Origin of the sequence: Photobacterium salinisoli, from assembly GCF_003614885.1 — a bacterium.
Lineage (GTDB): Bacteria > Pseudomonadota > Gammaproteobacteria > Enterobacterales > Vibrionaceae > Photobacterium > Photobacterium salinisoli.
This window is the reverse complement of the sequence record NZ_QZMS01000007.1, coordinates 2,024,819-2,040,191: the sequence shown is the minus strand read 5'-3', so window position 1 is coordinate 2,040,191 and position 15,373 is coordinate 2,024,819. Positions and strand designations below refer to the sequence as shown.

Annotated in this window: 11 protein-coding genes; 9 read left to right on the top strand and 2 right to left on the bottom strand. The window is 51.1% G+C overall.

The annotated features are described in order from the left end of the window. Window positions 1-23: 23 nt before the first annotated feature. The 7 genes from infB to D6M16_RS09790 all read left to right on the top strand — a co-directional run bounded on the left by infB (window position 24) and on the right by D6M16_RS09790 (window position 8,514). Complete coding sequence (gene infB / locus D6M16_RS09820) at window positions 24-2,741, top strand: translation initiation factor IF-2 (RefSeq protein ID WP_120511624.1); 2,718 nt, start codon at window positions 24-26, stop codon at window positions 2,739-2,741. Window positions 2,742-2,832: 91 nt separating this feature from the next. Continuing rightward, window positions 2,833-3,234, top strand: coding sequence for a 30S ribosome-binding factor RbfA (rbfA, locus tag D6M16_RS09815; protein ID WP_027253067.1), 402 nt, complete (start codon window positions 2,833-2,835; stop codon window positions 3,232-3,234). Further along, window positions 3,234-4,193 (top strand): tRNA pseudouridine(55) synthase TruB, encoded by a 960-nt coding sequence (gene truB, locus D6M16_RS09810; protein WP_120511623.1) that lies wholly within the window; start codon window positions 3,234-3,236, stop codon window positions 4,191-4,193. The genes rbfA and truB overlap by 1 nt, the downstream gene beginning before the upstream one ends. A 137-nt stretch (window positions 4,194-4,330) precedes the next feature. After that, window positions 4,331-4,600, top strand: a complete 270-nt coding sequence (rpsO, locus tag D6M16_RS09805) for a 30S ribosomal protein S15 (protein WP_027253065.1) — start codon at window positions 4,331-4,333, stop codon at window positions 4,598-4,600. 295 nt (window positions 4,601-4,895) lie between these two features. Next, the gene (pnp, locus tag D6M16_RS09800) at window positions 4,896-7,007 is read left to right on the top strand and encodes a polyribonucleotide nucleotidyltransferase (RefSeq protein WP_027253064.1); all 2,112 of its coding nucleotides are present in this window, start codon (window positions 4,896-4,898) and stop codon (window positions 7,005-7,007) included. A 148-nt stretch (window positions 7,008-7,155) separates the two neighbouring features. Further along, window positions 7,156-8,070, top strand: a complete 915-nt coding sequence (nlpI, locus tag D6M16_RS09795) for a lipoprotein NlpI (protein WP_120511622.1) — start codon at window positions 7,156-7,158, stop codon at window positions 8,068-8,070. 81 nt (window positions 8,071-8,151) lie between these two features. After that, window positions 8,152-8,514 (top strand): hypothetical protein, encoded by a 363-nt coding sequence (locus D6M16_RS09790; RefSeq protein ID WP_120511621.1) that lies wholly within the window; start codon window positions 8,152-8,154, stop codon window positions 8,512-8,514. A gap of 74 nt (window positions 8,515-8,588) precedes the next feature. Here the strand turns inward: D6M16_RS09790 and D6M16_RS09785 are convergent, their stop codons facing one another. Beyond that, window positions 8,589-9,944, bottom strand: coding sequence for a GntP family permease (locus D6M16_RS09785; protein ID WP_120511620.1), 1,356 nt, complete (start codon window positions 9,942-9,944; stop codon window positions 8,589-8,591). 316 nt (window positions 9,945-10,260) lie between these two features. On the opposite strand from D6M16_RS09785, the gene D6M16_RS09780 reads away from it, so the two are divergent. Together D6M16_RS09780 and D6M16_RS09775 are read left to right on the top strand one after the other, a co-directional pair. After that, entirely contained in the window at window positions 10,261-11,835 is a 1,575-nt protein-coding gene (locus D6M16_RS09780; protein ID WP_120511619.1) for an acyl CoA:acetate/3-ketoacid CoA transferase, read from the top strand. A gap of 156 nt (window positions 11,836-11,991) precedes the next feature. After that, window positions 11,992-12,939, top strand: coding sequence for a LysR family transcriptional regulator (locus D6M16_RS09775; RefSeq protein WP_120511618.1), 948 nt, complete (start codon window positions 11,992-11,994; stop codon window positions 12,937-12,939). A gap of 16 nt (window positions 12,940-12,955) precedes the next feature. Here the strand turns inward: D6M16_RS09775 and D6M16_RS09770 are convergent, their stop codons facing one another. Next, window positions 12,956-14,995 (bottom strand): putative bifunctional diguanylate cyclase/phosphodiesterase, encoded by a 2,040-nt coding sequence (locus D6M16_RS09770; RefSeq protein WP_120511951.1) that lies wholly within the window; start codon window positions 14,993-14,995, stop codon window positions 12,956-12,958. Window positions 14,996-15,373 lie beyond the last annotated feature (378 nt).

Below are 15,373 nucleotides of genomic sequence, written 5' to 3'. Positions count from 1 at the left end.
TTAATTAGCAAGGGAGGAGCAGCATGTCAGAGGTTTCAATTAAGGCACTTGCCGAAGAAATCGGTACCCCGATTGATCGTTTGCTTCAACAGTTTGCCGATGCTGGTATCAGCAAAAAAGCTGAAGACAGTGTCAACCAACAGGAAAAAGAGTCTCTGTTGAGCCACCTGAAGAAAGAGCACGGTGGCAACACTGACGAGGCACCGACCCGCCTGACTCTGCAACGCAAGACCCGTAGTACGCTGAGCGTCTCGGGTACAGGCGGAAAGAGTAAAAACATTCAAGTAGAGGTGCGTAAAAAGCGCACCTATGTCAAGCGTTCAGCCCTTGAAGAAGAGCAGCGTGCTGAAGAAGCGCGCAAGGCTGAAGAGGAAGCCAAGCGTGCTGCAGAAGAAGCAGCGAAACGCGAAGCTGAAGAGCGGGCTAAGCGTGAAGCCGAAGAAAAAGCCAAGCGTGAAGCGGAAGCAAAACGCCTAGCAGAAGAAAAAGCCCAGCAGTCAGAAAAGCAAGCTAATCGTGATGCTGTGGAGGACAATCCACGCCAGGCAGAAGAGAAAGCGAAGCGTGCTGCTGAGCAACAAGCTAAAAAAGAAGCTGAAGAACTGCAACGCCGCCGGGAAGAGGAAGCCAAGCGTAAAGCCGAGGAAGAAAGTCAGCGTCAGCTAGAAGAGGCACGCAAAATGGCAGAAATCAATGAAAAGAACTGGTCGAAAAAGGACCAGGAAACAGGTGCTATGGAACAATCAGACTACCACACGACTACCTCTACCTATGCCCGTGCGGCGGAAGATGAACAAGACCGCCGCGAGGAAGAATCCCGCCGCCGTGCTAAGAAGAAAAAAGCCGCTAGCGGTCCTAAGGGTGATGAACCGCGTGAGCGTGCGATGCCTCAACGTGGCGGCCGCAATCAACGTGGTCGTGGCAAGCAGCAGATGAGCAAGCCTACGTCAATGCGCCATGGCTTCGATAAAACAGCCACTGTTGCTAAAGCTGATGTTGTGATCGGTGAAACCATCGTTGTTGCAGAGCTGGCGAACAAGATGGCGGTGAAAGCAGCTGAAGTCATTAAAGTGATGATGAAGCTTGGCGCGATGGCCACTATCAACCAGGTTATCGATCAGGAAACTGCTCAGCTGGTTGCTGAAGAAATGGGTCACAAGGTTATCCTGCGTAAAGAGAACGAGCTGGAAGAAGCTGTACTCTCTGACCGTGACGAGAATCTGGCTGTTGTTCCACGTGCTCCGGTTGTGACTATCATGGGTCACGTTGACCACGGTAAGACATCCACTCTGGATTACATCCGTAAAGCGCACGTTGCGGCAGGCGAAGCCGGTGGTATTACCCAGCATATTGGTGCATACCACGTTGAAACCGATAACGGTATGATCACCTTCCTGGATACGCCTGGACACGCCGCGTTTACCGCCATGCGTGCCCGTGGTGCGCAGGCAACGGATATCGTTGTTCTGGTGGTTGCTGCAGACGATGGCGTCATGCCACAGACAATCGAAGCGATCCAGCATGCCAAAGCGGCAGGCGTACCGCTGATCGTTGCTGTGAACAAGATCGATAAAGAAGATGCTAACCCAGACAACGTGAAGAACGAGCTGGCCCAGTACGACGTTATGCCGGAAGAATGGGGCGGCGAGAACATGTTTGTTCACATCTCTGCCAAGCAGGGTACGAACATCGATGGTCTGCTGGAAGCTATTCTGCTGCAAGCGGAAGTGCTGGAACTGAAAGCCGTTTCTGAAGGCATGGCGAAAGGTGTGGTGGTTGAATCCCGCCTGGATAAAGGCCGTGGTCCGGTTGCGACTGTGCTGGTTCAGGAAGGTACGCTGCGCAAAGGCGACATCGTACTGTGTGGCCTGGAATATGGTCGCGTACGTGCTATGCGTGATGAGCTGGGTCGTGAAATTGAAGAAGCGGGTCCGTCTATCCCGGTTGAGATACTGGGTCTGTCCGGTGTACCGTCTTCGGGTGACGAAGCGACTGTTGTACGTGATGAACGTAAAGCGCGCGAAGTGGCACTATACCGTCAAGGTAAATTCCGCGATGTGAAACTGGCCCGCCAGCAGAAAGCCAAGCTGGAGAACATGTTCTCCAACATGACTGCAGGTGAAGTTGCTGAGCTGAATGTTGTACTGAAAGCTGATGTACAGGGTTCTGTGGAAGCGATTGCCGATTCACTGCGTAAGCTGTCGACAGAAGAAGTGAAAGTGAACATCGTCGGTTCTGGCGTAGGTGGTATCACTGAAACTGACGCTGTACTGGCTGCCGCGTCTAACGCTATTCTGCTGGGCTTCAACGTCCGTGCTGATGCGTCTGCCCGTAAGACGATCGAAGCTGAGAACCTGGATCTGCGCTACTATTCCATCATCTATCAGCTGATTGATGAAGTGAAAGCAGCAATGGGCGGTATGCTGTCGCCTGAGTTCAAGCAGGAAATCATCGGTCTGGCTGAAGTACGTGATGTGTTCAAATCACCGAAACTGGGTGCGATTGCCGGTTGTATGGTTACCGAAGGTACCATCAAGCGCAACAACCCAATTCGTGTACTGCGTGATAACATTGTTATTTACGAAGGTGAACTGGAATCACTGCGTCGCTTTAAAGATGACGTACAAGAAGTGAAGAACGGTTACGAGTGTGGTATCGGCGTGAAGAACTACAATGATGTTCGCGTTGGTGACCAGATTGAAGTTTACGAAATCGTTGAAATTCAGCGTACGCTGGATTAATCAGGTTGCTCGCTGACCTGGAATGAACACTGGGGAGCTTCGGCTCCCCTTTGTGTCGAGGTAGGCGGCCGACTTTTAGAGAGAGAATCAAATGGCTAAAGAATTCAGCCGTACACAACGTGTTGCTCAGCAGCTGCAAAAAGAGCTGGCAGTGATTCTGCAACGCGAAATTAAAGATCCCCGTATTGGCATGGCGACAATTTCCAGCGTGGAAGTCTCCCGCGATATGGGTTACGCCAAAGTGTATGTCACCTTCCTGACTATCGGTGAACAAACACCGGAAGACAGCCTGGAAGCGTTGCGCGAAATGGCGCCTTACATTCGTTCACTGCTGGGTAAGCAAATCCGTCTGCGAGTGACACCTGAGTTAAACTTTATTTTTGACCAGTCACTGACCGAAGGCATGCGCATCTCCAACCTGGTAAGCAAGGTTGTTCGTGATGACGAAGCACGCCGCGTTGACGAACCTAAGGATGAAGGTGAGGATAACTGATGGCGCGTCGTCGTAAAGGGCGTCCGGTAGACGGTGTTCTTCTGCTGGATAAGCCGGGCGGCATCACATCCAATGATGCCCTGCAAAAAGTAAAACGTATCTTTTTTGCGGAAAAAGCAGGCCACACCGGTGCTTTGGATCCGCTTGCGACGGGTATGCTGCCAATCTGCCTGGGAGAAGCGACCAAGTTTTCCCAGTTCCTGTTGGATTCAGATAAACGTTATCGGGTCATTGCCAAGCTGGGCGAGCGAACTAATACCTCGGACTCGGATGGCGAAGTGGTCGAAACGCGTGAAGTGAAGGTAGATCGTGGTTTGCTGGAACGTTGTATCGCTAAATTTCGTGGTACAACTAAGCAAATTCCATCTATGTTCTCGGCGCTGAAATATCAGGGACGTCCGTTGTACGAATATGCCCGTGAAGGCAAAGAAGTCCCCCGTGAAGCCCGCGATATTACAGTGTATGAAATCTCACTGCTGCGCTTTAGCGACAACGAAGTTGAGATGGAAGTCCATTGCTCGAAAGGTACTTATATCCGCACTATCGTTGATGATCTGGGCGAGATGCTGGGCTGCGGCGCACATGTGACTTATCTGCGCCGTATCGGTGTGTCTAAGTACCCGTTAGACAAAATGGTCACGCTGGAACAGCTCGAAGCGCTGCTGGAGCAGGCCAGAGAGCAGGATATTCAGCCCAAAGAGCTGCTGGATCCGCTGCTGTTGCCAACAGACTCCGCGGTACAGGATTTGCCGGAAGTGAATTTATTGCCGGGTGTCGCCAGTTATGTGCTCAATGGCCAGCCAGTTCAGGCCGGCCGTGTGCCTGATGCCGGTACATTGGTTCGGCTGACGGCCGGTGAGCAACGTGATTTCATCGGTGTGGGTGAAATCAATGCCGAAAACATGGTGGCGCCTAAGCGGGTGCTGGCCAATCGGGACCAGGCTGAGCAAGAGAAATAAGCCGCTCAGCGGCCTGTCCGGTGAATCATATTCCGCTTGCGGCCTTCCGGACAGGTGCGTATAATTCGCGGCTCGGGTGTCGGCTGAATCAGAGATTGGCTGGCACAAATTTTACTATTTTGTATTAGGAATGAGTTATGTCTCTGAATGCAGAAACTAAAGCAACTATCGTTGCTGAATACGCGCAAGGCGCAAACGACACGGGTTCACCTGAAGTTCAGGTTGCACTGCTGACTGCACAGATCAACCACCTGCAAGGTCACTTTGCCGAGCACAAAGGCGATCACCACAGCCGTCGTGGTCTGCTGCGCATGGTTTCTCGCCGTCGTAAGCTGCTGGACTACCTGAAAGGCAAAGATCTGGGTCGTTACCAGTCTCTGATCGAGCGTCTGGGTCTGCGTCGCTAAGATTGCTGGAAGAAAGGAGCCGATTGGCTCCTTTCTTTTTTGCATCTGCCGGTCGGAGATGCCAATCTCTGACGGGAAAGTTGTTTTAAAACGGTACTGAATAGCGTTCACGAGTCGTTTTCGTCGACCTAGAGGTCGCGGCTATTGACAGAGGCTGCCCAAATCGGCTTTTGCCATTAGTCGCGATGCGTGAAATGTGCTTTAAAGTACCCCACTTCACATGACGCTTTTTGCTGTGTCGGATATACTTACAGACGCAAATAGAAAAGCAGATCAATATTTTAAGGAAATTCACGTGAATCCTATCGTTAAAACCTTCCAGTACGGCAACCATACCGTAACACTGGAAACCGGTGTGATGGCGCGTCAGGCTACTGCTGCTGTTATGGCAAGCATGGATGACACTTCCGTCTTCGTTTCTGTTGTGGGCAAAAAAGAAGCGGTAGAAGGCCAGGACTTTTTCCCTCTGACTGTTAACTACCAGGAGCGTACCTACGCTGCCGGTAAAATTCCGGGTGGTTTCTTCAAACGTGAAGGCCGTCCTTCTGAAAATGAAACCCTGACGGCCCGTCTGGTTGACCGCCCAATTCGTCCGTTGTTCCCTGATGCATTCAAAAACGAAGTACAGGTAATTGCGACTGTGGTTTCTGTTAACCCAGACGTGAATCCAGACATTGTGACCATGATCGGTACCTCGGCAGCTCTGGCTATCTCAGGTATTCCTTTCAACGGCCCAATCGGTGCGGCCCGTGTGGGTTACATCAATGACCAGCTTGTGCTGAACCCAAGCAACAAAGAACTGGCTGAGAGCCGTTTGGATCTGGTTGTTGCCGGTACAGATAACGCCGTTCTGATGGTTGAATCAGAAGCGGACCGCCTGACTGAAGAGCAAATGCTGCAAGCGGTTGTTTTTGGTCATGATCAGCAACAAACTGTTATTAATGCTATTAAAGAATTCGCCGCTGAAGTAGCGACACCTGCGTGGGATTGGGTGGCTCCGGCCGTGAACACCGAACTGAAAGCCCGCGTAGCTGAAAAAGCGGAAGGTCGCCTGACTGATGCTTACCAAATCACTGAGAAGATGGCACGTTACGAGAAAGTCGGCGCCATCAAAGCTGACGTAGTAGCTGAGCTGCTGGCTGAAGATGCCGCACTGGATGAGCGCGAAATCCGCGACATGCTGGGCTCTCTGGAGAAGAACGTGGTTCGCAGCCGCATCATTGCCGGTAACCCGCGTATTGATGGCCGTGAAAAAGACATGGTTCGTGCTCTGGACGTTCGTACTGGTGTACTGCCACGTACTCACGGTTCATCACTGTTTACCCGTGGTGAAACTCAGGCACTGGTTTCTGCCACTCTGGGTACCCAGCGTGATGCACAGATCCTGGATGAGCTGACCGGTGAGCGTAAAGAACACTTCCTGCTGCACTACAACTTCCCTCCATACTGTGTAGGTGAAACTGGCTTTGTGGGTTCTCCTAAGCGTCGTGAAATCGGCCACGGTAAACTGGCTAAGCGTGGTATCAAGGCGGTAATGCCATCAGTTGACGAGTTCCCGTACACTGTACGTGTGGTATCTGAGATCACTGAATCAAACGGTTCGTCTTCTATGGCGTCTGTCTGTGGTACGTCACTGGCTCTGATGGACGCGGGTGTGCCAATCAAAGCATCTGTAGCGGGTATCGCTATGGGTCTGGTGAAAGAAGGCGACGATTTCGTGGTTCTGTCTGACATTCTGGGCGATGAAGATCACCTGGGTGACATGGACTTTAAAGTGGCCGGTACTAACGACGGTATTACTGCACTGCAGATGGATATCAAGATCGAAGGTATTACCAAAGAGATCATGCAGATTGCTCTTAACCAGGCTAAAGGCGCCCGTATTCACATCCTGGGTGTGATGGATCAGGCAATCAGCACTGCTCGCGATGACATTTCTCAGTTTGCTCCTCGTATCCACACAATGAAGATCAATCCAGAGAAGATCAAAGATGTGATCGGTAAAGGCGGTGCTGTGATTCGTCAACTGACCGAAGAAACCGGTACAACGATTGAGATCGAAGACGACGGTACAGTGAAAATTGCAGCAACCGAAGGGACTGCTGCGAAAGAAGCGATTCGCCGTATCGAAGAAATCACCGCAGACGTTGAAGTTGGCCGCATCTATACTGGTAAAGTAGTGCGAATTGTTGATTTTGGTGCTTTTGTTTCTGTTATCGGTACAAAAGAAGGTCTGGTACATATTTCTCAAATCGCTCAGGAGCGTGTTGAGAAGGTTTCTGATTACCTGCAAATGGGTCAGGAAGTACAGGTCAAAGTACTGGAAATCGACCGTCAGGGCCGCATCCGTCTGAGCATGAAGGAAGCACAACCTGAGCAGGCACCAGCCGCTGGTGAAGATGCTTAATCCATCTGGATAAGCCTATCTTCATGAAGTAATAAAAGTGGGGCTGTGATGGCCCCTTTTTTATACCAATGAACTATCAAAACCGAATCGCTACCTTTGGCTCATCAAGTGTTGATGAGCAGCAACTGGTTCACACGGGCAGGGGAGAATGGCATTGTTTGCAAAGAGGTGTAAGTACGTAGCCATTGCGATGGCCGTTATGTTGGCAGGGTGTTCGACAAGTACCTATTCCAGCTGGGAGCAGCCGTTGGTTGCGGTCCCGCTGCAGCCAACCATACAGCAACAAATCCAGTTAGCACGTATTGATCAGCTGTTGGGACGCAGTGATCTGAACGATGAAACCCGTTCGCAGATCTATTATGAGCGCGGGCTGCTTCATGATGGTATTGGCTTGCGTGATCTGGCCCGACTGGACTTTAACCAGTCGCTGTCTCTGTATCCCGCGCAGCCTGATATTTTTAATATTCTTGGGGTGTATTTTACTCAGAGTGCGCATTTTGATGCGGCCTACGAGGCGTTTGACTCTGCGCTGGAACTGGATATCAGCCATCCGTTTGCACAACGAAACCGCGGTATCGCGCTGTATTATGGCGGTCGGTTTGACTTAGCCAAACAAGATCTACTGGCACATTATCAGCAGGATCCTAATGATCCATACCGTGCTATCTGGCTGTATATGGTCGAACTGGAATCAGAGCCAGACAAAGCCAAACAAAATCTTCAGAATCGATTTGACCGGGCAGAACGCGAAGACTGGGGCTGGAACATTGCCGGTATGCTGCTTGGCGGCGAAACGGAACAACAGCTTCTTGATGGCATAGTGAAAGACAGTGAAACCAATGAGCAGATGGCGGAGCGTTTGACCGAGAGCTATTTCTATATGGCCAAGCGTTATCAGCATAACAACCAGTATGCGGAAGCGGTTCAGCTGTATAAACTGGCTTTAGCCGGCAATGTCTACGAGTTTGTTGAGCACAGGTTTGCGACTCTGGAGCTGAATCGTTTACTGGCGAGTTTGCAGGGTGAAGCGGATACCAGCGGCGACCTGGGTGATGAACTTTAAGCCGCTCTGTCGCTGAGTTAAGAAAATACTGACCAGCTGTAATCACTATAGTGTTAGAAAGAGTGCTTGCAGGTGGCGGTTATGTTCAGGTTTTATGTCGCTTTCACGTTAATGACAATGGTGACGGTCAGCGTAGCCAAAGCACAACAACTGGACTATGTCTATTCGGTATCTACGCCGGGCGAAGGCCGCCTGGTGACCATCGATAGCTACTGGTTGCTGGCATTCAGCCATACCTACGATATTCGCTTGCCTGAGCACGTCAGCCAGGGAGACAATGTGATGATTGAGGTTAAGCAGGATGATAGCTGGCAGGCAGAACCTTTTACAGTCACAGCGATCAGTATTTTTCAGGACTTGTGCCGGTTACACCGCCAGCATCCCAGTCAGGATGGCCGTTTTCCGTCAGATGCCATCTATATTCAGCCTTGTCACAGCGAATAGCAGCGTCAAATATTGCCGAAAACCAACGAATAACAACGCCCCGCATTATTCGGGGCGTTGTTGATCTGGGACTGTCAGACCAGGCCGGTACTGAGATGGACCACTATCACAGTAAAGGCTGCCATCAGCGGAATCGCCATAGTCACCACGGCAATATCACCATAGCTCTGTCTGTGCGTCAGGCGGCAAACCGCCAGTAAAGTAATGACAGCGCCACAGTGCGGCAGTGTATCCAGCCCGCCTGCGGCCAGCAGGACCACGCGGTGCAGTACTTCAGGGTTAATTCCGGTATTGAGAAAATCATTGCCCAGCAAAGCCAGCACCATACCTGTTCCGCCTGATGACGAACCAATAATACCGGCAAGACTGGTTGAGGTGAGTGCCACTTTGAAGAGATCAGGAATATCAATGGCGGCAATACCGGCTTTGATAATTACAAAGGCTGACAGGGCCGTAATCACAGCGCCATAGCCTACCTCAGAAGCTGTATTGAAAATGGGCAGCAAAGAGCCCACTGAACCGTCAAAGACGTGCTTGTTAGTATCAAACAGATAGCGGCGATAGCTCACCAGCATGAAGATAATGGCGACAGCCAGGGCGATAATCACAGGCCAGGTGCCATTGATCCGTGTATCCAGTGTTTCATATTCGGCAATCACAGCCGGTGATTTGAAGTAAAAATTGGTCAGCACAAAATTGATGACAAATACCATCAGAATCGGGACCAGTGCCATCAATACGCTCGGTGTTGCTGCGTTGTCATCCAGATCTTTATCACTTTCCTCATGGTCACCATAATTTTCACCAGCAGCAATGGCTTTGCCGGCCCGGTATTTGATCCACAAGATGCCCAGCACAAGCATCATAGTACCGGCCAGTAAGCCCAACGCCGGGGCCGCATAAATAGTGGTGCCAAATGGTATGGTTGGCATGGTGTTCAGGTACTGTGGTGTGCCCGGCAACGCCGTCATGGTAAAGGTGAAAGCACCCAGAGTGATCGCCGCTGGCAGCAGGCGTTTAGGAATGCCGGCAGCACGGAAAGTGGCAGCCCCAATCGGGTACATGGCAAAGACCACTACAAAGAGTGACACACCGCCGTACGTCAGCAAAGCGGTGGCCAGTACGACGGACAATATCGCGTGTTTGGTACCCAGGTGCTGAATGATAAAACGTGATAAAGCACGGGCAGCACCCGATGCGCCCATCAGTTTGCCAAAGATCGCCCCGGCAATGAAAATGGGGAAGTACAGTTTGATGTAATTGGCTGCGGCAGGCATGAAGACATTCGACAGCGCATATAAGAATGGAAAATCGCTGGTAAGCAGTGCCGCCGCCATGGCTAAAATGGGGGCCAGGATCAGAACTGAAACGCCTCGGTAAGCAAAGTACATCAAACCCACAAGCGTGAGCAATATCACGGCAACATCCATATTCTCTCTCCGTTTCATGGTTATAGTTGTAACAGGTCGTTAACATCCTAGACCTCTCTGTCGTGATTGAAAACATCACTGGTCGGTCCAATTTTTGTATTCACCTGTAAAGTGCGAGCGGCATCATGCAATACCAGGTGTAAATCACAGCCCCTGAGTTAATTGATAATGGTATTTTTTATTTATTTCAATATGTTAACACGTGCTCGTGCTTGTTTGTGGTTAGTTTCGAAAAACACAATTTCATTCGTAGCTATTAAAGCAAGGGGAAGGGATTCATACACTTCAGGCAATTGCACGGTAAAGGAAGTTACGTATGGCAGTTACCCAACTTACAGCTGAAGCAGCCGCGGCATGGATCACCGACGGGCAGTCCGTCATGCTGGGGGGATTTATCGGTTCCGTGGTACCCGAGTCGATCATCAGGGCGTTGGGTGAACGCTACGACAGTGAAATCTCTCCCCGTGACCTGACATTGATCTTTGCGGCCGGCCAGGGAGACGGACAAGGGCGGGCGGCGAATCATCTGGCCAGACCGGGTATGGTTAAGCGGGTGATTGGCGGCCACTGGGGCTTGGTACCCGACCTGCAAAAGCTGGCCTTGAGCAATGAGATTGAGGCGTACAATCTGCCCCAGGGGGTGATTTCACACCTCCTGCGTGATACGGCAGCAGGTAAACCCGGGACACTGACAACAACCGGGCTGGGGACATTTGTCGATCCCCGGCTTGAAGGCGGCAAAATTAATGCGATAACCCGCGAAGATCTGGTGTCTGTGCTGGAGCTCAATGGCGAAGAATATCTGTTCTACCAGCGCCTGCCAGTGGATATGGCTATTTTGCGCGGTACAACGGCAGATGAAAACGGCAATATCACGATGGAAGATGAGTGTTTGGTTGTGGAAAACCTGGCTGCCGCACAGGCTGCCCGCAATCAGGGGGGCAAAGTGGTCGTGCAGGTCAAACGGGTGGTGCCGGCCGGTACACTCGATCCCCACAGCATCAAAATTCCGGGTATTTTTGTTGACGCTATTGTGCTTTGCAACGATGAAGCAGAACACATGCAGACTTTTGCCACCCGTTTCAATCCTGATTTTGTCGGGCGGGCCAGTTCAGGTGAGCCGCAATCAAGCTGGACGGACGGCGAGAGCGGGACAGATACATTGGATGCCAAAACCCTTATTGCCCGCCGCGCGGTGCAGGAGCTGACGCCTGGCGCTGTGCTGAATCTGGGAATTGGCGTACCGGAATACATTGCCATTGTTGCCGGCAAGCTGGGCATTCTTGATACCATGACCCTCACGGTCGAGCCCGGTGCTATCGGCGGCCTGCCGGCCAGCGGGCTGGATTTTGGAGCCAGCCGACATCCTCAGGCTATTATTACTCAGGATCAGATGTTCGATTTTTATGATGGCGGCGGGATCGATCAGGCCTTTCTCGGTCTGGCACAATGCTCTGCCCGCGGGGATATCAATGTGTCCCGCTTTGGCGATAAACTGCCGGGCTGCGGGGGGTTTATCAACATCAGCCAGCATGCAAAGTCTCTGTTCTTCTGTGGTACTTTTACAGCCGCTGGGTTAGAGATCGCCGTCAGGGACGGCGAGTTGCATATTCTGCAGGAAGGCCGCCAGAGTAAGTTTGTGGAGACAGCGGAACAAATTACGTTTTCCGCGACACGGGCCATCCAGACCGGACAACCGGTGCGCTATATTACTGAACGTGCTGTGTTCCGGCTTGAGCCGCAAGGTCTGGTACTGGAAGAAATTGCACCAGGCGTGGATCTTGAGCGTGATATTCTGGCGCATATGTCATTCTCTCCGGTGATTGATCCCGGCCTGAGGTTGATGTCAGCAGAGATATTCTCTCCTCAGTTTGGGCAGAAAACCGTGTGAATCGACGGCTGTGAATTTTAAGACTGTGAAGCGAGCTGTAAGACGAGATGCCAGTATTAGTGCAGCCGGGATTGCGCAGGCATTATTGAAGCTCACTCCCCTGGCCCTTGCCTGAAATGCGGGCCGGGAGGGCGTTCAAACCATAAGGAATGTGCTATGACTCAGTCACTGGTCGGGATTAATCCTCGCCAGCAACAATTAGATAAAATCGTGTTTTTTTGTTCCGTTATTCAGCATGGCTCGTTTCGCGAGGCCGCGGAAGTGTGGGGGATCTCAGCGGCGGCGGCAAGCCGGTGGGTAAAGGAGCTGGAAGGGCTGATGGCCGTCGAGCTGATCAAGCGCAGTACCCGCCAACTCGTACCCACGGATGCCGGAGAAATGCTCTATCGCCGTTTTTCTTCTCTGTTGCCGGAAATTGATACCATCTGCGCAGAAGTGGGCAGCATGGCTGATGAACAGCGGGGAATTATCAGTATCTCATCGACACCGCTGTACGCGAGCTATTATCTGCGTGAAATCATTGCGGAATACATGGAAATGCATCCCCAGGTGAACTTTCGGTTGTTTATTGAAGCAGGGGAAACAGATCCGTTACATGTGGATTTTATTATCCGGGCCAAAGCGACCAACCGGGAAACGGAAGAGAAAGACTCTTTGCTGATCCGCCGGTTGTTGCTCAGTGAGCCGTTATACGCCTGCGCGTCGCCAGGCTATCTGGCAAGGTGCGGCAGACCAATGGAACCGGAAGATTTAAGAGATCACCGCTGCCTGTATGCCAGTTCACTGGTTGGAGGCAATCGCTGGTATTTCCGTTTAAATGGTATTAACCGCGCTGTGGCTATCAGCGATGCGCTGGAATGTGATAACAGTGAGATACTGCGCGATATGGCAATCAGGGGGGCTGGTGTTGCCTATCTGCCGCATTCTGTGATTAAGAATGCTCTGGCATCAGGCGCATTAACTGTACTGCTGACTGATTATGTTGCCAGCCAGTTTGATATCAATCTGTATTTTCGCCCCAGGCATCCAATGCCTGCTCGCTGTCAGGCGTTTAAGGATTATCTGCTGCGCAGGACAGAAGAGATTGTTGCTCAGCAGGGGTGATGACTGTGTATCAGATCTAAAATCTGCCGCGGAAGTTTTTCAGCAGTATGGTTTCCAGATCATTCTTCGGCAGCGGGCGGAAAAAGTGAAAACCCTGAATGTAATCGCAGTTGAGATTAGACAGCAGGGCGGCCTGCTGGCGCGTTTCCACACCTTCAGCAACAACACTCATGTTCAGCGATTTACCCAGATTGATTATGTTTTCGATCAGGGTCAGTTGCTTGGGCACAGTTTCCAGATCTTTGATAAATGCCCGGTCGATTTTAAGCTCGTCCAGCGGGAATCGGGCCAGGTAAGACAAAGAGGAGTAACCGGTACCAAAATCGTCAATCGATAAGGCAAATCCCAGTTTCTTAATGGCGTTCAGCATTTGAATGGTGTGTTCGTTTTCACCCAGCATGGCACTTTCAGTCAGTTCAAAAGTGATATCATCCGGGTTGACACCGGTGGCTCGCTGCAAGTCTGAGACATACTGAATCAGGTTGGGATTGCCAAATTGCTGTGGGGACAGGTTGATTGCCACTCGGCCCTGAAGGATCCCCTGTCTTTTCCAGTATTTAACTGTGGTGAAGACCTCTCTCATCACAACCTGGCCAAGCTGTTCGATCAGGCCTGAGCGTTCAGCAACCGGAATAAACTGGGCCGGACTGATGTAACCCTCGATAGGGTGTTTCCAGCGAACCAGGGCTTCAGCGCCGTAAATGGAAAAATCCCTCGCACTGACTTTGGGCTGATACCAGACTTCCAGTCCTTTGTTCTGTAAGGCTTTCTGCAGTTCAATTTCCAGCCATAACCGCATCCTTGCTTCTTTGTTCATGGTCTCGTCGAAGGTGACCAGACGGTTACGCCCGCGATTCTTGGCTTCATACATAGCGGTATCGGCATGCTGCAGTAACAAGCGTGCATCATTGCCATTGCCAGGGTAGTTTACCATCCCAATGGAGCAGGCCAGATGCTTGCTGAAGTGCATCAGATCGAAAGGTTGGTTCACCAGGGCAATAATCTTTTTCGAGACTTGTTCGCCAATTTCAGCATGGATGGGATCGGGCAGCAGAATGCCGAATTCATCCCCTCCCAGATGGCCTATCACAGCGTTCTCAGGCAGCAGCTGACGCAGACGCTGGGAAATTTCCTGCAGTACCCGGTCGCCAATATGATGCCCCAGAGAATCGTTGATGTTTTTGAAATTATCTATGTCCAGATACAGCATGACTAACGGGGTCTGCCGGGTGATCATCTGTTCCAGACGACGGCTGAAGCCATGGCGGTTATACAAACCTGTCAGCGGGTCGGTATGGATCAGTTGTTCCACTTGTTCGGGCTGGACTTGTTGTGTCTGTGGCAGCCTCAGAACAACCAGGCTGGCGGGTGAGCCAACTACCAAGGTGTCTTTCAGGGTCAGCGTCAGGGCATTTTCAACCTGACACCGTTGACTGGTCAGGCAATGGTAGGCTTTACCGTTGCTCAGCCCGGCCAGTTGTTCCCCAAAAGGACGGTTGTTTCTGCTGTCTATTAATAGTTGCCCTAAATCTTCGCCTGTCATGTCATCTGGTGATGCAAACCCCAGCAGCTGAGCTGCCATCGGATTGGCGGACAGCACATGATTTCTTTCGATCAGCAGGCAGCCATCAGACATCAGCTGAGTGAGTTGGTTAAAGTGGTCTTCATGTTCAGCCACGGCATTGGCCAGGTGTAAGCGTTCAGAGGTATCAATCGCGTGCAGAGCCAGGCCGGTCACTTCACCGCTCTCATCGCGCAGGGGCGACACACTGAAATACAGGCTGGTATGATGCCTGTGTTCATCAAGAATCACGTCACCTTCCACGTATTCGCCGTTCAGGGCGCGTTCGTAGTATGGCTGCAGGGTACGGTAAAAGGTCTCACCGAGTATTTCGCTATCACGGCGTCCCACCAGTTCATCCCGGCTGAGGCCGCTGAGCTGGCAGTAGTGTTGATTGACCGCGACATAGTGGTGTTGCTTGTCCAGAATGGCGAACAGGAATGGGCTATTGCCTGTCAGTTGAAAAAACCAATTGTTGATGAATTCAGTCGGCATGGCGAAATTGTCTGTTACTGCTGACATCGCTCGGATGTCCCTTTCTGGGTAAGTCGTACCCGTAATATAACGTCAGAAAATGTCTGATTGTCAAAAATTCCTATTTTCATGAGAAAATTTTGATTTGAAATGTAAAAAAATGGATTTATTGACACCGGTTACAAAAAACTGGCCGGGTTAAACGGGGGGATACGTATCTAAAATAATGTTTTAAAAGCAGATTATTTCAGCGGTTAATGTTTGTAATTGTCTTGGTGAGAAGAAGAAAGCCCGGTGATTTTGTATGGCATTGCTTATTTATCTGCATGTCAGTGACAAAAAGGTGAATCCGCAAATTAGGGACTGGTGTGATTCCTGGCAGACGGGGGTGGGAACATC

What these genes read in the sequence shown, in the direction of transcription:
- D6M16_RS09790 (WP_120511621.1), top strand. Translation starts at nt 8,152, where the DNA reads ATGTTCAGGTTTTATGTCGCTTTCACGTTAATGACAATGGTGACGGTC.
- D6M16_RS09780 (WP_120511619.1), top strand. Translation starts at nt 10,261, where the DNA reads ATGGCAGTTACCCAACTTACAGCTGAAGCAGCCGCGGCATGGATCACC.
- rbfA (WP_027253067.1), top strand. Translation starts at nt 2,833, where the DNA reads ATGGCTAAAGAATTCAGCCGTACACAACGTGTTGCTCAGCAGCTGCAA.
- rpsO (WP_027253065.1), top strand. Translation starts at nt 4,331, where the DNA reads ATGTCTCTGAATGCAGAAACTAAAGCAACTATCGTTGCTGAATACGCG.
- D6M16_RS09785 (WP_120511620.1), bottom strand. Translation starts at nt 9,944, where the DNA reads ATGGATGTTGCCGTGATATTGCTCACGCTTGTGGGTTTGATGTACTTT.
- D6M16_RS09775 (WP_120511618.1), top strand. Translation starts at nt 11,992, where the DNA reads ATGACTCAGTCACTGGTCGGGATTAATCCTCGCCAGCAACAATTAGAT.
- nlpI (WP_120511622.1), top strand. Translation starts at nt 7,156, where the DNA reads ATGGCATTGTTTGCAAAGAGGTGTAAGTACGTAGCCATTGCGATGGCC.
- D6M16_RS09770 (WP_120511951.1), bottom strand. Translation starts at nt 14,995, where the DNA reads ATGCCGACTGAATTCATCAACAATTGGTTTTTTCAACTGACAGGCAAT.
- truB (WP_120511623.1), top strand. Translation starts at nt 3,234, where the DNA reads ATGGCGCGTCGTCGTAAAGGGCGTCCGGTAGACGGTGTTCTTCTGCTG.
- infB (WP_120511624.1), top strand. Translation starts at nt 24, where the DNA reads ATGTCAGAGGTTTCAATTAAGGCACTTGCCGAAGAAATCGGTACCCCG.